Below are 18,986 nucleotides of genomic sequence, written 5' to 3'. Positions count from 1 at the left end.
AAATATTATTGTTCTGTTCCCCAGGTTGACGGAGAAGCATTCCATTCTCTTAGTGTACTTTCTTCTTTTTCGGTTATGTATTGTTTGGCCACCGCCAAATTGAGAAGATTTTGGTAATTGCTCAAGGTGTACAAGTCTAAATTGGCTTTTTTGAAGTTTTGTTCCGAAACATCAAATCCATAAGTAAATATGGCTGCCATACCTTTGACCACAGCTCCTGCTTCTTTTAAAGCTTCAAAAGCTTGTAGGCTACTACCTCCAGTACTAATTAAATCTTCTACAATGACTACATTTTGTCCTTTTTGTAAAAAACCTTCAATTTGGTTTTGTCGGCCATGCTTTTTGGGTTCGGGTCGAACATAAACAAAGGGTAATCCCATGCTTTCAGCTACTAGCATACCAATACCAATAGCTCCAGTGGCTACACCAGCAATAACATCTGGTTTTCCAAATTGTTTTTCTATGTGCTTGGAAAATTCGTCTCTAACATAATTTCTTATCACTGGAAATGAAAGAATTAGACGATTATCACAATAAATAGGGGATTTCCAGCCAGAAGCCCACGTAAAAGGATTTCCGGGATTCAATTTAATTGCATTTATTTGCAAAAGCAATTCGGCTGTTTTTTCGGCAGTATCTTTATTAAAAATCATAATACAAATGTATAAAGTTTTTGTGAACGACAAACCACTTTTTTTGACAAATCAAATTTCTAAAGAAACCGATTTTGAGTTGTTTCTTTTGGAAAGTATTGATTTCGAAAGGGTTATTATAAAAATGTTTCAAAATAAAATTCAAAAGGCCTACTTGTACCATCCTGATGAAAAAGAGATAATGAAAACCTTAAAAGCTAAAATTCCTGTTTGTAAAGCAGGTGGCGGTTTGGTATACAATACAAAAGGTGAGGTTTTATTTATTTTTAGAAACGGAAAATGGGATTTACCCAAAGGCGGCATCGAGAAAGGCGAGGAGATCGAAGTCACTGCAATGCGTGAAGTAGAGGAAGAAACAGGGGTTAATCAATTAAGGGTTACTGATAAACTCCAAAAAACCTATCATGTTTTTAAACGAAATGGCAAATACAAACTCAAAGTGACCCATTGGTTTGAAATGCAGTCTAAGTTTGATGGAATCCCAAAAGGGCAGCTTGAAGAAGGTATAGAGAAAGTAGCTTGGTTGAATCCTGAGGAAATCAAGGAGGCATTAAAAAATTCCTATGAAAATATAAAATTGTTATTTGAAGAAGAAAAGCTCCTAAAATAGGAGCTTTATTTTTGTTATAAAACGCGGCAAACCGGGTAATTGAGGTGTGCTTTTTCGTAATAAACAGAATGTTTATAAATCCAGTCCAATTGTGCTTCAGGATTTTTATTGAAAGCAGCGTCTTTTGTTTTTAAGGCTTCAAATTCGGTCTTTAAACTAGGGTTGTCTTTCAATAATTGAGCAGCAGTATCTTCAAAAACATAGTCTGAATACCCTTCTTTTTGTTGTAGGATAGTATCAAAAAAGTTCCAATTAAAAAAAGAATCTACGCCTTCTGGCTCAAGTGTTTCTAATAAGTATTTTACTCCTTTTTGTTGGGTCGAAATTAAATAATCGCCTTTTCTGAACGGTACTTTTTCTGTCGAAGCCTTGACGGTTGTATTACGATGGAGATAATGACCTTCGTAGGCATTGGGCGTGGTTTTAAAATCTGCAATACGATAGCGTTCAACAGTTATTAGCGTATCGTTTTCTATTGCTTTCATTTTGATTCCATTGTGTTTTAGTAAATCGATTACGGACCAGAAACCTTGCGGAATAATGTAATATTTAGGGATTTCAATTTCTTTTACAGCTTTGTAGTCTTTGATAAAAGGGACTTCTTTTTTGTACGGTTTTGTACGGTCATAAAACAAACGATTTCCTGTGGTGGCATCGCTTTTTTTATAATTAGCTTCAAAGCCTAAAAAGGGGATAGTTGTTTTTTTAGTGGTATCTATTTCCCATTTTATAGTGTAATTTTTATTGGGTAAATATTGTCCTTCATTCTGTTGGCGCAAAGTTTTAATTTTCTGATAATTATTATCGGTATAATCTATAGTGGAACGCATGTATTCGTAGGTCACTTTTACTCTATCCGAATATTTTTTTAGCATATGCGTTTCCACAACAAAACCGATGGTATTGAATAAGGAAGTGTAGCCTGTGGTATAACGTGGGCTTTCAAAGAATTGACCAAAACCTTTATCAGGAGTGTCAGAAAAAGTATTAACATAAGGTGTACTTTCTATTTTCTTTTTTTGAAGATCATTCACGATAGAAGGCATCATTTCTTCATTTAAAAAATTACCCAAAACAGTTCCTAATTTGTTGTGTTGGGTCATGATATAGGTCAGTTTATATTGATAATCGGAACCATTACTTACGTGATTGTCGATAAAAACATCGGGTTGGGTGAGATGGAAAATTTCAATAAAACTCTTGGTGTTTTTGGTGTCAGATTTTATAAAATCACGATTCAAATCAAAATTACGAGCATTGCCTCGAAACCCATATTCCTCTGGGCCGTTTTGATTGGCTCTTGAGCTCGAATTTCGGTTTAAAGCACCACCAATATTGTACACTGGAATACAAACTAAAACAGTGTTCTTGGGGGCTTTTATTTTTTCCAAGGCCAAGTCGCGATACAATTGCATGCTGGCATCAATGCCGTCGGGTTCGCCAGCATGAATGCCGTTGTTGAGAAGCACAACGGCTTTGGTGGTGTTTAGTTTGGTAAAGTCGAACTCTTTTTCGGGATTATAAACAACAATATGCAAGGGTTTTCCGCTATCGGTTAGTCCCATTTCCTTTAGTTGGATGGTTTCGAAGTCATTTGCTAAAAGTTGATAATAACGAATGGTTTCTTCGTAAGTAGCCGATTGATTTCCATTTCCTTTTTCGAAAAAAGTATCGTATTTGTTGCTTTTTTGTGCTATGGAGAATGTCGAAAATAGCAGGAAAATGAAAGGAAGTTTATTCATAATTTTATAGTGTTTGGGAAAAATCAAATATACTTATTTCTCGTATTATTTGATAGAAACGATGTTGTGAAACACTCAAAATAGGCGCTACCAACTATTTTAACTACTTTTGCACTATGAATACACCATCAAATTTCCATCCGATTCTTGCTAATTTTGGAATTTCAAGCCTGAATGAAATGCAAGAAGTGTCGCATGATGCGATTCTTAACGAGAATAATGTTTTATTGCTTTCACCTACGGGTTCTGGCAAAACATTGGCTTTTTTACTCCCAATTTTCGAATTGCTGCAACCTGAAATTCTATCGGTTCAGTGTTTAATTTTGGTTCCCTCACGTGAGTTGGGATTGCAAATTGAGCAAGTTTGGAAAAAAATGAATACGGGCTACAAAGTAAATGTATGTTACGGTGGTCATTCCATCGATACTGAAATCAAAAATTTGAGCAATCCACCCGCTGTTTTGATAGGAACTCCTGGGAGAATCGCCGATCATATCGATCGTGGTACGTTTCGTGTGGACAAAATTCAGACCTTAGTTTTGGATGAGTTTGACAAGTCTTTACAACTCGGATTTCATGAACAAATGTCGTTTGTGATTGGTAAATTGTCTAAATTGAACAAACGTGTTTTGGTTTCGGCAACCTCGGGTATCGAAATTCCTAAATATACAAGGGTTGTGAATCCTTTGGTGTTGGATTTTATACCAGAACATCAAGAGGAAAATAACCTTTCTATGCAATTGGTGGTTTCGAAAGAAAAAGATAAATTGAATACTTTGTTTCAGTTGATTTGTTCATTAAAATCTGAAGCAGCTATTGTTTTTTGTAATCATCGTGATGCTGCCGAGCGCATTAGTGATACTTTGAATGAAAAAGGTATTTATGCTACCTATTATCATGGAGGAATGGATCAAGAAGAACGGGAACGTGCTTTGATTCAGTTCAGAAATGGGAGTATGAGTTATCTTATCACGACTGATTTAGCTGCCCGTGGATTGGATATTCCAGAAATGAAACACGTTATTCATTATCATTTACCTTTAAAGGAAGAAGAATTTACCCATCGAAACGGTAGAACAGCGCGTATGCAAGCCTCAGGAACAGCTTATCTCGTGATACATGAAAGCGAAAAGAAGTTAGAGTATGTTGATTATGGAATGTCGGTTTTGACAGTGAATAGTACTACTGCTTTGCCAAAACCACCGCAATTTCAAACCATTTATATTAGTGGTGGGAAGAAAAATAAATTGAATAAAATTGATATTGTAGGTTTCTTTTCTCAAAAAGGAAAATTAGAAAAAGGTGATTTGGGATTAATTGAAGTCAAAGATTTCATTTCGTTTGCAGCTGTAAAATACAATAAAGTGAAAGATTTGCTTTCTAATATTCGTGATGAAAAAATGAAAGGAAAGAAGTTTAAAATTGAAGTCGCCAGAAAAGTCATAAAGAAAGAAGAGGAGTAGAGAGACTTCAGATTGTAGATTTTAGTCTTCAAATTTCAGATAAAAAAAACGAAAACACTTTGAAACACAAAGCGTTTTCGTTTTTTTTGCTAACTGCAAGTTATATTTTCTTCACATACTGCGTGATGATCACGATTTGTTGTCCATCTACTTTTCCTTCGATGTATTCGGCATTTTCATGATCTAGGCGAATGTTTCTAACGGCAGTTCCTTGTTTAGCTACCATGCTAGAGCCTTTTACTTTTAAATCTTTGATGAGTACTACAGAGTCGCCGTGTTCAAGAATGACACCATTGCTGTCTCGGTGAACGATTTTGTTTTCGTCTTCTTCTCCTTCGCCTGTAGCTTTTGCCCAAGCCAAATCCTCTTCTTCAAAGTACATTTGATCGGCCAGTTCTTGGTTGCCTAAACGACTCAACATTCTCCAAGATAGCACCTGTACTGGAAGATGTTCGCTCCACATACTATCGTTTAAACATCTCCAAAGATTAATATCCATGGATTCAGGATTTTCTATTTGGTCGATCAGTGTTTGATTAATCAAAACATGTTCGTCTATGCCTCCTTTTCTGGTGGGTAAAATTTGGTACACTTTTAAATCTTCTGTAACTCCTGAAAGTTCACATTTACCACCACTACGTTTGTTTAATTCTCTCTCTATACTCATTTTTTTATGTCTTAAATCGTTGGCAAAAATACCGTTAAATGGTTGGTTTTACAACTACCTGTTGCTATGTTAGCATTTATTTATGCAATTTCACTCGTACGGATTCTGGAACCAACAATTTGTAATCACCATGGTTTCGAATCACATCTCTTACAATACTTGAGCTTATATAGGAAGTTCTAGCTGCGGTTAATAAAAAGACAGTTTCAATTTTTGATAGTTTTCTGTTGGTATGCGCAATGGCTTTTTCAAATTCAAAATCGGCTGGATTTCTTAGACCTCTTAAAATAAAATCGGCATTTATTTTTTGGCACAAATCAATAGTTAGGCCTTCATAGGTAATAACGCTAACCTTCGGTTCGTTTTGGAAAGTTTCCTCGATAAATCGTTTTCTATCATCTAATGAAAACATGTATTTTTTTTCAGCGTTCACTCCAATAGCGATGACGATCTCATCAAAAAGAGGTAAGGCTCTTTTAATGATGTCTTCGTGCCCTAAAGTGATGGGATCAAAGGATCCTGGGAATATGGCTTTTTTCATTTTTTTAAGGTTGGGTGTTGCGAAGTGCTTAGTGGCTCAGCATCTTAGCCACTCAGAAACTTAATTAAGCGCTAACTCAATAGCATTAGTAAACAAATCTTCAAGAGAAATTCCTGCCGCTCTGGCTTGTTGTGGAATCAAACTTTCAGTAGTTAAACCTGGGATCGTATTCATTTCTAGCATATGAGGTTCGCCATCCACAATTATGAATTCGCTTCGGGAGAATCCTTTCATTTTCAAAACTTCATAGGCGCGTTTGGCAATATCGCCTACTTTTTGTGTCATTTCATCAGAAATACGAGCAGGCGTAATTTCTTGTGATTTGCCCTCATATTTGGCTTCATAGTCAAAGAAATCATTTTCAGAAACAATTTCAGTAATTGGTAACACGGTAATATTTCCTTTATAATTAATGACACCAACGGATACTTCGGTGCCGTCTAAGAAACTTTCAATAATAATTTCGTTATCTTCTTTATAAGCAACTTCGATAGCAATAGGTAATTCGGCTTCCGTTTTTACTTTTGAAATTCCAAAACTAGAACCGGCTTTGTTGGGTTTTACGAAGCAAGGCAGTCCTACTTTTTTTACGATTTCGTCGGTATGAATCACATCGCCTTTGTTCAGGTAATAAGAAGTAGCTGTTTTGATGCCATAGGGTTTCAAAACTGATAATAAGTCTCTTTTGTTGAAAGTCAAGGCCGCTTGGTAATAATCGCAAGCTGTTTGTGGTATTCCTAAAAGTTCAAAATAAGCTTGCATAAGGCCGTCTTCTCCGGGTGTTCCGTGAATGGCATTGAAGACGACATCAAAACTAATTTTAGTACCGTTTACAGTCACAGAAAAGTCGTTGCGATCGATAGGGAATTCGGCATCATTGGCATCTACATATACCCATTTTTCTTTGAAGATGTGGATTCTGTATGCTGAATATTTGGTTTTATCAAGGGTTTGATAGACTACGTTTCCGCTGATGAGAGAGATTTTGTATTCGCTTGAATAACCTCCCATGATGATGGCAATGTTTTTCATTTTAAAAAATTAATCGGTTAACCGTTTAATCGATCAAGAGATTAAACGTATTCAAAACAAAATTATCATTTTTTTTGAAACGAAATACCTTTATCTTTGCGGCTTACTAAAAATAAGTTTATGAGTTTACGCAAGTATCTAAGTAGTCGTGTTTTTTTCGGTCAATTGTTCCTAGCAATTGCTTTTATAGTGCTTTTAGCGTATTTTTTTATGCATTGGCTAACGTATACCACGGATCATGGTCACGAGATTTCGGTTCCTGATTTGTCAAAATTGACTGAGGAGCAAGTAGAAGAAAAATTAGATGAATTGGATTTGGACTACGAACTGTTAGATAGCGTAGATTACCGAAGTGACTTTCCTAAATTTAGCGTTGTAGAGCAAGATCCTTCACCAGGGACGAAAGTAAAAGTTGGTCGTAAAGTCTATATCAAAATCAATTCTTCTGGCTTTTCTTCCGTACAACTTCCAAACCTAATTGAAAAAACCTATCGTGAGGTGGTTCCTACGCTTAAAGCCTTAGGGTTAGAAGCAGGAACAGTAACGTATATACCCAATATAGCCAAGGATATGGTGCTAGAAATCCGTTTTAAAGGACGTAATCTTAAAGCAGGAGATCGTGTTTTAAAAGCCTCTAAAATCGATTTGGTTTTAGGCGATGGAAAAGCAACCTATGAAGAAGTGATTGCAAATGATAGTTTGCAAGTGCCGGCTGTAGAATCTGAAAATAACACCAATGAACAATAATATTGAAGCCAATGATTTAGAAGACGAATTATTCGAGCACTATCGATTTGAGGTTCCCAAAGGGCAAGCCATTTTGAGAATCGATAAATACTTGATGAATTTGATTCAAAATGCTACGCGAAATAAAATACAGAACGCCGCTACCGAAGGTAATATCTTTGTGAACGATCTTCCGGTGAAGTCCAATTACAAAGTAAAACCCTTTGATGTGATTACGGTGATGTTGACGCATCCTCCTTTTGAAAATCATATTTTACCCGAGGATCTTCCATTGAATATAGTGTATGAGGACGATGCTTTGTTGTTGGTCAACAAAGAGCCAGGTATGGTGGTTCATCCTGGTCATGGTAATTATACAGGGACTTTGGTCAATGCTTTGGCACATCATTTTGATAATTTGCCGATGAATAGCAGCGAACGTCCTGGTTTGGTACATCGTATTGACAAAGACACTTCAGGATTGCTTGTGATAGCCAAGACCGAAGCGGCTATGACGCATTTGGCCAAACAATTTGAGGCCAAAACAACCGAACGAGAGTATCTTGCTTTGGTTTGGGGAAATGTAGCTGCAGAAAGCGGAACTATCGAAGGGAATCTTGCCCGTCATTTGAAAGACAGAATGCAAATGGCTGTTTTTGACGATCCCGAAATTGGTAAACCAGCGATCACGCATTATAAAGTATTGGAACGATTTGGTTATGTTACTTTAATTTCTTGCAATCTAGAAACTGGACGTACGCACCAAATTAGAGCGCACATGAAACATATTGGGCACCCCTTATTCAATGATGAGCGTTATGGTGGGCATTTGATTTTAAAAGGAACTACTTTTACCAAATACAAACAGTTTATAGAAAATTGTTTCAAAGCTTTACCACGCCAAGCCTTGCATGCTAAAACCTTAGGGTTTGTGCATCCAAATACTGGCGAAATGATGCGCTTTGATACCGAAATTCCAGCCGATTTTCAAGATTGTATTGACCGTTGGCGTAATTACTGCAAGACGCATGTTGCAGACGAAGATTAAGTATAAAAAAAGGACTTGTAATTATTAACAAGTCCTTTTTTTTGCTTTACAACTGAATTTTTTCGATGACAATAGGGGCATCGTTTTGGTCGAAATAGGTACAAGTTTTATCCAAAATGTTTACCGTCCAGCGGGCAATACCACACTGGGCTACTTGCGCGCAAAACGTAAGATAATCGGTTTGGCCTTCTTGGTGCATCACCAAATATTCAATGAAACGTTCTTTGTTGGCAGACGCGGCAATTGTTAAAGGTTCATACGTTTCGGTAGCGGACGTTCGAAAATTGTCAGCGCCAAAATACGTTACGCGACCATCGGCCACAGAAGTATCGTAACCGATCACTCCTAAATTAATTAAATCTTGAATATATTTTGGGAAATCTTCGCCTGATTTTACTTTGGCGTGCGCTTCTTTTATTTGGGCAATGGTAAACATAGGTTAGGTATCTAAAGTGAAATAAAATCAGTAGTTTTTGGAAACGCATTGAAAGAATCAATCACGATTTGAGGGGTTGGACTCGCCAATTTCCTTGCTTTGGTATCCATCCAAGCACCATCCACCGTGATGGTAGCACAGAGCACCTCGTCTCTATACATTTCATGTTTGATCGTCCAGCGTGAGGCATCGGGTTTCATTTTGGCAATTTTAGTATTCAAAATGATGGTGTCGGCCAAATGTATTTCTCTTTTAAAAACACACTCTTCTCTAAATAAAACGGGACCAATATGTTGAGATTTCATGACTCCCAAGGTTAACCCTAATTCTTCTAGAATCTCAATACGGTGTTGGGCTCCAAAATCGTAGTAAGCGCTATGACGCATATGAAAGTTAGGATCAAGATCAGACCATCTTACGGAAATTTGTTTGCTAAATGTGGGCATAAACGTTATTTTTTTGAGCTTTTTTTGAATTTGCAAAAGTAAAACATAAATCCAAGAGCAAGATGGAATTAAATAGAAATTAACACTATTCTTACTGTTGATTACTACAGCCTTTTTTCGAATTTCACTATTTGGGCGTTACCACAAGGGGCGGGCTTTACGCTACAATCTTTTTGAGGCAGAAAAAGCCTCAAAAAGGATTTTCACTGCAAACGAAGTTCACTGAACTCCTATGAAAATAGTATAAGTGAAGTAATCTCTAATCAAAAAGAACTGTGCGTAATAGAATTTAGAGCTTGTTCTAAAAACGAGAAAGGTATAAAAAAAGGTCCTTTTAAAGCATAAAAATGCTTTAAAAAGACCTGATTTTTGGTGTCATTTACATAACAACACTAAGTATCATGGGATCAACCTGTGTTTTTCAAACCACTTGAGATGGAGTTAACAATGCTTAATAGTTTGGTCAAAAGTTTATTTTTTTCAATACTATTTTCATCTGCAATATTTCTCCATTGCGTCAAGTATTTAAGATGTAGTTTATGCAAAACCTTAAGTTTTTCATTTCTCCACTCTAAATTATCATATTGACCACCTCTACGTTTGGAAGCTGGTTCGTCAAATAATTCTTCAATGATTGAGAATCCGTTGTGATAATCGGTTAGGATTTTGTCCATGAACAGTTTTCTCTCTGCTTCGTTTTCATCCAAATTAGCATACAAATTCATCATTTCTTTATTAGAAAGGATAAGGTTTGTTTCTGTTTGAATCATTAAGAATTTCAAGAATGTCCAATTTTCAACATTGTTTTTGAATGTGATAAAATCTGCCGGTCTTTCTTCTTTTAATTTTTTCAAGGCTTCACCCAATCCGTACCAACCTGTGATGGTAATACGAGATAAGTTCCAACTAAATACCCATGGAATAGCGCGTAAGTCATTGAGCGTTCTTGTTCCAGTTCGTCTAGCAGGTCTAGATCCAATTTTACTTTTCTCTAAGACGTCAATACACGTTGCTTTTCCGTAAAAATCAATAAAACCAGGAGTTTCAATTAAATCTTTATAGTGTTCACAAGATTTTTGAGATAAAAATTCCATGATTTCAATTGGGAAAGAAGCCTCGTCTGTATTTTCTTTGCTCAATATCGTTTGTTTTGCTACTCCTGATGCTAAAGCATTTAGGTTGTAAGTCGCAGTTAATGGATTGCCAAACAACTGTGCCATAGTTTCTCCTTGCACCGTTAATTTGATGGTTCCGTTCACGGTATTGGTTGGCATACTTTCTAGGAATCGGTGGTATTTTCCGCCCCCTCTACTAATCGTTCCTCCTGTTCCGTGGAAAAAGAAAATGTCTATTCCATTTTTTCTACCCACTGCCGAAAGTGCTTTTTCAGCTTTGTAAAGATTCCATTTACTAGCAATGGTTCCACCATCTTTATTACTGTCGCTATATCCTAACATCACTTCTTGTTTGTTGTCAAGTTGTGCAGTACGTTGTTTGGTAATAGTATTTTGTAAAAAGGCTTCTAAAATTTCTGGACCATTGTGCAAATCTTCGATGGTTTCTAGCAAGGGAACGACTCTAATTTTGGTATTGAGCAATTGTGTTTCTCTCATCAAAAGATAGACCACTAATAAATCACTCAAGCTTCGGGTCATACTCACAATGAATGAACCAATGCCCTCTGCACCATATTGATTAATGTGTTGGCGTACCACTCGGTAACAATCCAAAACATTGTCTGCTTCTGGACCATAAGAAACGGTTACATCTGTGATTAACGAATGACTTTGAAGAGTTTTGTTCAAAAAGGCTACCCTTTTTTCTTCTTCCCAGTTTTCAAAATCATAATCAGTTTCTCCGTTCGATTTCAAGATTTGAGAAATCGCTTTGTCGTGGAAGGTACTGTTTTGACGAATGTCTAACTTGGCCAAGTGAAATCCGAAGCATTTAACTGCGCGTTCAATTGGGAATAGTAAATCATCTGCCAATCCTTTCAATCCATTATCAACTAATACTTCTCGTAAAAATTTTAAATCTTCTTGCAGCGCAGCGCTAGATTTGTAGTACGATTGAGAATCGGAGGTTTTATCCGAAACGGTGTTTTTTAATTGTACCAAAATCAAACTTACATATTGTCTCCAAGGTTCGTAAGGATTTCTTTTGATACTATTTTGTCCTGCTGCTCCTAGAATCGTTGCTTTTTTCTCGATAGCATTCGTCAAAACAAAAGGAATCGGGTTATTGATAGCAGAAACAGAAAGACGACTTGCCAATGTTAGCAATTGACTTTTTAGTAAAAAAAGTGCTGTTTGTCTGTGCAAAAGTAAGGTGTCCTGTGTGATGTTTGGCGTTACTAATGGGTGACCATCTCTGTCTCCACCCACCCAGCTACCAAAAGTAATGCTTGGATAAACATCTGGATTTTTAATTTTATTGGGATTGAGTCCCATTTCAATCCAAGAACTCTTCAGTTGTTGGTCACTTTTTTCTAATACAGCAGGGAAAACTTTGCTTAGGTAATAGATGACATTCGATCTTTCGTCAGTAATGTCTGGTTTTTCAAGATAAATTTCACCAGTTCGCCACCATCTTTCCAATAAGCAAATAATTTTTTCTTTATTTTCAAAAAGTTCAATTTTACTTAAAGCAGTGTTTTCTTTTTGTACTAAAAGCAAATACAATTCACGGTGAATTTCGATAACTGTAACTCTTTTGGCTTCAGTAGGGTGAGCTGTTAAAACTGGAATTACATGAGTAGAGGCTATGGTTTTTAGCATTTCATCTTCACTAATTCCTTGTTCTTTCCAAATTTTGAAAGCCTCAGCCCATGATCCTCTGGTGGAATCAATGTTCAATTGATTCTCTGTTTTTCTTCTGTATTGAGTAGCAGCGTTTTCTTCAACTAAGGTCATTAATTGGAAATAGATGCTAAGTGATTGAATTACTTTTTCACTTGGAATCTCGTCATTCTCTTCAATCGAAAGGTTTTTAGGATCATTTTTGATCAATTCAATGATTTTTGGCTCATTGATGCGGGACAACATTTCAACATAACAATCGATGATGAACTTGCGATCATCGGTTATTTTTTGAAATGGTGATTTTAATTTTGTCATAATGATTCAATTTGTGTTAATTATGATTTAAAAAAGGTACCTGTTTTATAGTTAAACAAGAGCTATTAATTGTGCTAATTTTATCCGTTTAATCTTGTTATTATTATAAAAAAGATGATAAACAAATATAAAAAATGTTTGAGTATAATTAGCTTACATTGATCATGTGGTGGGTATTTTATATTTTTTTTTTGATACGTGTTGTACCAATAGTATACCTGAATAGGCTTGTGAATTCTGACTTTTTTATTTTTTTGTCACTTCACTTTGGAGTATATTCTACAACGTTTGAAGACTCGTTTTTGGAGATGTTTTCTTCTACACTTTACCTACTTGGGGTTATAGTTACGCTCGTTTTTTTATTGGAAATTTGCCTTAAAAACACACCTTAATAGATTGATTTTAAATAAATATTTTAACAAAAAATTAATAAATTATTTCTTCATTAATTATTGTATCGATATTTTACAATGTGTTTTTTTGTGGTTGTATAAAGAAATGTTGCTTTTAAAAGCAATTTGAAAATCGTGTTGACCTTTTTTCTATTGTTGGTCAATCATTGTTTAAGACCAACGCACCGTTGATTTTTGGATAAAAAAAACCGTTACAAAGGCTGTAACGGTTAAATATAGATTTGTGATTCGATTTTAAAGAATTCCCAACTCCACCATGCATTCTTTCATGCTTTGATACGTTCGCTCAATGTTGTTATCAAGTCCGATAGAGAAACGAATCAAGCCATCTGTTAATCCCATCTCGGCTTGTTCCTCTAATGGAATCTCGCTGGATGTGGACGTACCCGGTGCGCTGAATAAAGTTTTATAAAAGCCTAAACTTACCGCTAAGTACCCTAAATTGCGTTGTTGCATTAATTCCATCAAGGCGTTAGCGGTGTCCAAAGTGCCCACATCAAGCGTCATCATGCCACCAAAACCATATTCAGGGTTGATCATCTTTTTATATAACTCATGACTTGAATGACTGGCTAAACCAGGATAAACCGTTTTTAATCCGTCTTTTTCAAAACGTTCTGCCAAGTAACTGGCATTGTAACTGTGTTGTTTCATTCGAATATGCAACGTGCGAAGGTTTTTCATCACACTGGCAGATCGTAAACTGTCCATAGTGGGCCCTAAAAGCATGCTGGCGCCGGTATTCACGTTTTTTAGACTGTTGATAAACTCGCGACTACCGCAAGTAACTCCCCCCACCGTATCGCTAGAACCATTAATGTATTTGGTTAAACTATGAATTACCACATCGGCACCTAAAGTGGCTGGAGCCACAGACAGTGGCGAAAAGGTATTGTCGACTACCAATTTTAAGTGATGTTTTTTGGCAATTTTTGACAATCCCTCAATATCGGCTACTTCTAAAAGGGGATTACTTACTGTTTCGCAATACAAAACTTTAGTATTAGGCGTAATGCTGGCTTCTACCACGTCTAGCTTAGTGATGTCCACAAATGTAGTTGCTATACCTAATCTAGGGGCGAAGTTTTTTAGAAACGCATACGTTCCACCATAAATGGTTCGACTCGACACGATATGATCACCCGAACCACACAGTTGTAATAGGGTAGGCGTAATGGCACCCATTCCAGAAGCAGCTACATTGGCGGCTTCCGTACCTTCCATGGCAGCAATGGCTTGGTCTAAGTATAAATTACTGGGGGAAGAATGACGTGAATACAAATAACAGCCTTCCATATTGCCTTCAAAAGTGTCAAACATGGTTTTGGCGGATAAAAAAGTATAGGTAGACGAATCAGAAATAGAAGGGTTTACACCTCCAAATTCTCCAAAGTATTGTAAATCTTGAATGTTGTCGGCTGGGTTAAAGTGTTTCATAACGCAATTTGGTTTTATTGTTCAATAGTAAATGACTTTTTAAAAAAAAAATAATAGTCAAAATAAAGAGTTTGTAGATTCAATTTCAATAGCATCTGTTGAATATAGATTTTAATTCCTTAATTTTTATTTTATATAAATTTTAAATCTATATTTGATAAGTAAATTTTAAAAAGCTAGTTTTTCTTTCTAAACGAAAAGGTGGAACATTATGTTTTTTAATTCAAAATCAAGTATATGTTTTTAGATGCAATTGATAAAAAGTTATTGGTATTACTGCAAACCGATAGTAAAAAAACAACCAAAGAACTGTCTGTAAAGCTGAATCTTTCGGTAACAGCCGTTTATGAACGAATCAAAAAGCTGGAGCGAGAGGGCGTCATTCATCATTATGCGGCGTTAGTCGATAAAACCAAAATTGAAAAAGGATTTGTGGTTTTTTGTCATTTAAAATTAATTCAACACACCAAAGAATTTTTAACTCGTTTTGAAAATGAGGTCGTGCAGCTTCCTGAAGTGTTAGAATGCCATCATGTAAGTGGTGATTACGATTATATTCTGAAAGTGGTGGTCAAAGATATGGAGGCCTACCGAGAGTTTTTGGTCACCAAGCTCACCACGTTGCAACATATTGGCAGCACGCATAGTACTTTTATGATCAATGAGGTGAAAAACACAACGGTAATCTCTTTTTCATAACAGCATATATCATTCTTAAAGAAAATGCCATGACTGTACAAGAATCATGGCATTGGTAATCATTAAAAAGTTTTTTTTCTAACCAAGTTAGTCTTTTACTCCCAATTTAGTAAGTATGTCTTCCATTAAACACCATTTGGTGATAGAAGATTGCAATAGATTAGCGCCCACAAAGGCGGTAAACCACAACCAATTTTGATTGACATAGATAGATAATACGACACTTAGTAGCACAAAAGTTCCTGCTATGGCTCTTATAATTCTGTTTTTCATTGCTTGATTTTTGAGGTTAATTGGATTTTTCTATACATAAAACCGCCAAATGAATTTGTGATAGCGTTTCTTGCTTTGCATTGAAATCTGCAACCCATTCAAATAGAGGGTCTACTTTTTTTTCATGCGCAAAGACATAAAACAATACCGATTCATTTTCGATATTATCGGTGGCGAACCAGTTTTCTTCTATCAATTCTTCTGAACTGTTTTGGTAGCCCGTTACTTCTTTATAGGAATATGAACTAATATTGGCCTTCTTCAATAGCTGTTGGATTTCTTTTTGGAAAGCTTTGACGGCAACGATGAGTAGTAATTTCATTTTTTTAGGTTTAAAGGTTTAAAAGTTTAAGGTTTCTAAAATTGGAAACCTTAAACTTGAAACTAATTTTTATTGATTAGCAGCTCCTGATTCCTCTTTTTCGGAGAGATTATTTGTTTCCCATTTTTTTCGTTCAGTGATGTAATAAATCAAAGGCACCACAATTAGCGTTAAAACCGTTGAAACAATAGCACCAGCTACAAGTGAAATGGCTAATCCTTGAAAAATGGGATCAAACAAAATAATAGACGCTCCAATTACCACTGCTCCGGTTGTTAAAAGAATAGGAGTGGTGCGGACAGCTCCAGCTTCTATAATGGCTTGTTTTAAAGGTACACCGTCATTCAATCGGATTTCGATGAAGTCGATAAGTAAAACAGAATTTCGAACCATAACCCCTGCCAAAGCAATCATTCCAATAAAAGAAGTGGCGGTGAAATATGCATTTAGCATCCAATGCCCTAAAACGATTCCTATCAACGAAAGTGGAATTGCCAACATCATAACGATTGGTGTTTTGAAGTTTTGAAACCATCCTACAATCAACATATAGATTATCACAATCACGACCATAAAGGCTACGCCTAAATCACGAAATACCTCTAAGGTTATTTGCCATTCACCATCCCATTTTACTGTATAATCACTTTCATCTGTAGGTTGCTCCATATACAATTCATTTATTTTGTAGCCTTTTGGAATTTTCATTTTAGACAGTTTTTCATTCATTCCCAAAATAGCATAGACTGGGCTTTCTAATGTACCTGCCATATCAGCCGTAACATACACCACACGTTTTTGGTCTTTTCGGTAAATGGTTTTTTGTAGTGTGTCCTTTTTAACTTTTACCAAATCGCTAATCGGAATCATATTCCCTTGGCTTCCTTTTATTTTCAAGTTTTGAATATCTTGCAAACTGGTTTTGTCTTTGTCATCTAATGAAAGTACGATGCTTACATTATCATTTGAGTTTTCGTCGTATAAATTAGAAACAGGATATTCTTTTAATAAATACGTAAGATTCCCTACTACTTGTTGAGGAGCAATACCATTGAGCATGGCTTTTTCTTTATCAATTTCGAGTTGGTATTCGGTTTGAGTATCTTCAACCATCCAATCGATGTCAACAATATCACTAGTGTTTTGCAAAATAGATTGTACTTGTTGGGCTACCTTAATTTGTTCTTCATAATCAGGGCCATAAATTTCTGCGACCAAAGTAGACAGTACTGGAGGTCCCGGAGGTACTTCAATCAGTTTTACATTGGCACCATATTTTTTGGCAATCTTTTGAATCTCAGGACGCATGGCTTTAGCAATGTCATGACTTTGCAAATCACGGTCTTCTTTATGTAATAAATTTACCTGAATGTCGGCCATATTACTACCACCGCGCATATCGTAATGACGCACCAAACCATTGAAAGTAATAGGAGCAGAGGTACCTACATAGTTCTGATAATTGACTACTTCGGGTTGAGTCGATACATATTGAGCAATTTCTCTGGTAACTGCCGAGGTTCTTTCCAAAGTACTTCCTTCAGGCATGTCAATCACTACTTGAAATTCATTTTTGTTATCAAAAGGCAGCATTTTAACGACCACCGATTTGGTAAAGAACATCAAAATCGAACCCATCAATAAGACCACAGTACCAGCCAACAAAAGTCTTCTTTTTAAACTGTTTTCTAAAAACGGACGTTCGATTTTACTGTAAATTTTATAAATCAAACTGGTTTCTATTCCTTCGGCTTTTTTGTGTTCTTGTTCTTCTTTTTCATGTAACAAATGATAACCTAAATAAGGAGTTACCGTCAAAGCAACAAACAAGGACAACAACATAGCAATAGAGGCTCCAATAGGCATTGGACTCATATAAGGCCCCATCATTCCGGATACAAATGCCATCGGAAGTATGGCGGCAATTACTGTAAACGTGGCCAAAATCGTTGGATTCCCCACTTCATTAATCGCATAGATTGCGGCTTGTTTAAAGGGAAGTCGCTTCATTTTGAAATGCCTATGCATGTTTTCGGCAATAATGATACTATCGTCAACCACAATTCCAACTACAAATACAAGGGCAAAAAGTGTAATTCTATTGAGTGTGTAACCCAACAAATAATAAGCAAATAGTGTTAATGCAAAAGTGAGCGGAACAGAGAAAAACACGACCAATCCACCACGCCATCCCATAGCTAGAATTACCAAAACAGTAACCGCAATAATGGCTATTCCCAAGTGAAGCAATAATTCACCCACTTTGTGCGATGCTGTTTCTCCATAGTTTCTTGTTACTTCAACGTGTACATCATCAGGAATGATGGTTTTTTTAAGTTGCTCTACTTTGGTCAAAATTTTATCCGATATTTTCATAGCATCGGCACCTTTTACTTTTCCAACAGAAATGGTTACAGCAGGATATTCTGATTTTGCCGTTTTGAATTGTTCATTGGCTTTGCCATAACCAAAAGAAACATAGCTTTTTGGAGTTGAAGCACCATCTGTGATTGTAGCTACTTGTTTTAAGTATACCGGCATATTTTTGTTGATACCAACCACTAAGTTTTCTACATCTTCGGCATTCGATAAAAATTGTCCTGTTGTAACCAAAAATTCTTCATCGTTCTCAACAAAACTCCCCGATTGCGAACTGCCGTTATTGGCCTGAATCATTTGCATGATTCCTAAAGCATCGACACCATTTTCGGACATTCTATCTTTGTCGAGAATAACTTTAAGTTCTCGATTATTGCCGCCAATTTCTTTGGTAATGGCTACATCTTTTACTTTTTCAATTTCAGAAGTTACTTCTTCTGCAATCTGGCGCAGTTGGTAATCATCTTGTTTCTCGCTCCAAAGGGTTATTCCAAGCATAGGAACATCATCTATAGAACGGGTTTTAACCATAGGTTTGTAGACACCTTGCGGAAACATGTTTTCGTGTTTGGCCAATTCGTCATACAGTTTTACATAAGAGCGCTCTACATCTTGCCCTACATAAAATTGTACAATCAGCATCGCCTGACCATTCATAGCCATCGTATGTACGTGTTCTACACCCTTAATATTAGAGATAATTTTCTCTAGTGGTTTCGCGACACGGCTTTCCACTTCTTTTGGACTCGCTCCAGGATAGCCGACCAAAATATCTGCCATCGGAACATTGATTTGCGGTTCTTCTTCCCTTGGAATTAGAAACGAACTGTATACCCCAATAATCATCAACCCAATCATTAACAAAATCGTTAATTTGGAGTTCATAAATGCTTGGGCAATTTTGCCTGAAATACCTTCTTGCATTTTTATCTTGTTTAAAGTTTGAAATTGTTTAAAGTTTAAAAGTTGTTTAACTGAACACT

The 18,986-nt window shown here is 36.2% G+C and carries 17 protein-coding genes; 5 read left to right on the top strand and 12 right to left on the bottom strand.

The genetic code is table 11. The annotated features are described in order from the left end of the window. Positions 1–5: 5 nt before the first annotated feature. Positions 6–653: an orotate phosphoribosyltransferase gene (gene pyrE / locus AO58_RS0106760; protein ID WP_024980979.1), complete on the bottom strand. Its 648-nt coding sequence runs from the start codon at positions 651–653 to the stop codon at positions 6–8. Between the two features lie 7 nt (positions 654–660). On the opposite strand from pyrE, the gene AO58_RS0106755 reads away from it, so the two are divergent. After that, positions 661–1,263, top strand: coding sequence for an NUDIX hydrolase (locus tag AO58_RS0106755; RefSeq protein WP_024980978.1), 603 nt, complete (start codon positions 661–663; stop codon positions 1,261–1,263). Between the two features lie 14 nt (positions 1,264–1,277). On the opposite strand, the gene AO58_RS0106750 is transcribed toward AO58_RS0106755, so the two are convergent. Further along, positions 1,278–3,005: a M14 family metallopeptidase gene (locus tag AO58_RS0106750; protein WP_024980977.1), complete on the bottom strand. Its 1,728-nt coding sequence runs from the start codon at positions 3,003–3,005 to the stop codon at positions 1,278–1,280. A gap of 116 nt (positions 3,006–3,121) precedes the next feature. Here AO58_RS0106750 and AO58_RS0106745 point away from each other — a divergent pair, with 116 nt between their 5' ends. After that, positions 3,122–4,468, top strand: coding sequence for a DEAD/DEAH box helicase (locus tag AO58_RS0106745; RefSeq protein WP_024980976.1), 1,347 nt, complete (start codon positions 3,122–3,124; stop codon positions 4,466–4,468). A 100-nt stretch (positions 4,469–4,568) separates the two neighbouring features. Here AO58_RS0106745 and AO58_RS0106740 read toward each other — a convergent pair whose 3' ends face one another. From AO58_RS0106740 to AO58_RS0106730, 3 genes are all read right to left on the bottom strand, one after another. After that, on the bottom strand, positions 4,569–5,135 hold the full coding sequence (locus AO58_RS0106740; protein WP_024980975.1) for a PhnA domain-containing protein: 567 nt from the start codon (positions 5,133–5,135) through the stop codon (positions 4,569–4,571). A gap of 76 nt (positions 5,136–5,211) precedes the next feature. Continuing rightward, positions 5,212–5,676: a pantetheine-phosphate adenylyltransferase gene (coaD, locus tag AO58_RS0106735; protein WP_024980974.1), complete on the bottom strand. Its 465-nt coding sequence runs from the start codon at positions 5,674–5,676 to the stop codon at positions 5,212–5,214. A 60-nt stretch (positions 5,677–5,736) separates the two neighbouring features. Continuing rightward, positions 5,737–6,708, bottom strand: coding sequence for a D-alanine--D-alanine ligase (locus AO58_RS0106730; protein ID WP_024980973.1), 972 nt, complete (start codon positions 6,706–6,708; stop codon positions 5,737–5,739). 120 nt (positions 6,709–6,828) lie between these two features. Between AO58_RS0106730 and AO58_RS0106725 the strand changes: the two genes are divergently transcribed. Continuing rightward, the gene (locus tag AO58_RS0106725; protein WP_024980972.1) at positions 6,829–7,455 is read left to right on the top strand and encodes a PASTA domain-containing protein; all 627 of its coding nucleotides are present in this window, start codon (positions 6,829–6,831) and stop codon (positions 7,453–7,455) included. Further along, complete coding sequence (locus tag AO58_RS0106720) at positions 7,445–8,482, top strand: RluA family pseudouridine synthase (protein ID WP_024980971.1); 1,038 nt, start codon at positions 7,445–7,447, stop codon at positions 8,480–8,482. The genes AO58_RS0106725 and AO58_RS0106720 overlap by 11 nt, the downstream gene beginning before the upstream one ends. 46 nt (positions 8,483–8,528) lie before the next feature. Here AO58_RS0106720 and AO58_RS0106715 read toward each other — a convergent pair whose 3' ends face one another. The 4 genes from AO58_RS0106715 to AO58_RS0106700 form a co-directional block, all read right to left on the bottom strand. Continuing rightward, complete coding sequence (locus AO58_RS0106715) at positions 8,529–8,918, bottom strand: DUF1398 domain-containing protein (RefSeq protein WP_024980970.1); 390 nt, start codon at positions 8,916–8,918, stop codon at positions 8,529–8,531. Positions 8,919–8,929: 11 nt separating this feature from the next. Continuing rightward, a complete protein-coding gene (locus AO58_RS0106710) occupies positions 8,930–9,364 on the bottom strand; it encodes an acyl-CoA thioesterase (RefSeq protein WP_024980969.1) in 435 nt (144 codons plus the stop codon). Between the two features lie 407 nt (positions 9,365–9,771). After that, entirely contained in the window at positions 9,772–12,480 is a 2,709-nt protein-coding gene (locus tag AO58_RS0106705) for a phosphoenolpyruvate carboxylase (protein WP_024980968.1), read from the bottom strand. A 647-nt stretch (positions 12,481–13,127) separates the two neighbouring features. Then, positions 13,128–14,330 (bottom strand): aminotransferase class I/II-fold pyridoxal phosphate-dependent enzyme, encoded by a 1,203-nt coding sequence (locus AO58_RS0106700; RefSeq protein ID WP_024980967.1) that lies wholly within the window; start codon positions 14,328–14,330, stop codon positions 13,128–13,130. A 237-nt stretch (positions 14,331–14,567) separates the two neighbouring features. Here AO58_RS0106700 and AO58_RS0106695 point away from each other — a divergent pair, with 237 nt between their 5' ends. Continuing rightward, positions 14,568–15,029: an Lrp/AsnC family transcriptional regulator gene (locus AO58_RS0106695; RefSeq protein ID WP_024980966.1), complete on the top strand. Its 462-nt coding sequence runs from the start codon at positions 14,568–14,570 to the stop codon at positions 15,027–15,029. A gap of 87 nt (positions 15,030–15,116) precedes the next feature. Here the strand turns inward: AO58_RS0106695 and AO58_RS17735 are convergent, their stop codons facing one another. The 3 genes from AO58_RS17735 to AO58_RS0106680 all read right to left on the bottom strand — a co-directional run bounded on the left by AO58_RS17735 (position 15,117) and on the right by AO58_RS0106680 (position 18,927). Further along, the gene (locus AO58_RS17735) at positions 15,117–15,302 is read right to left on the bottom strand and encodes a YgaP family membrane protein (RefSeq protein ID WP_024980965.1); all 186 of its coding nucleotides are present in this window, start codon (positions 15,300–15,302) and stop codon (positions 15,117–15,119) included. A gap of 16 nt (positions 15,303–15,318) precedes the next feature. Then, positions 15,319–15,624, bottom strand: a complete 306-nt coding sequence (locus AO58_RS0106685) for a hypothetical protein (protein ID WP_024980964.1) — start codon at positions 15,622–15,624, stop codon at positions 15,319–15,321. Between the two features lie 69 nt (positions 15,625–15,693). Next, entirely contained in the window at positions 15,694–18,927 is a 3,234-nt protein-coding gene (locus AO58_RS0106680) for an efflux RND transporter permease subunit (RefSeq protein WP_024980963.1), read from the bottom strand. Positions 18,928–18,986: the final 59 nt, after the last annotated feature.

The organism is Flavobacterium succinicans LMG 10402 (assembly GCF_000611675.1).
Classification (GTDB): Bacteria; Bacteroidota; Bacteroidia; order Flavobacteriales; family Flavobacteriaceae; genus Flavobacterium; species Flavobacterium succinicans.
Note: the sequence above shows the minus strand (reverse complement) of the source record. Positions and strands in the feature narration are given on the sequence as shown.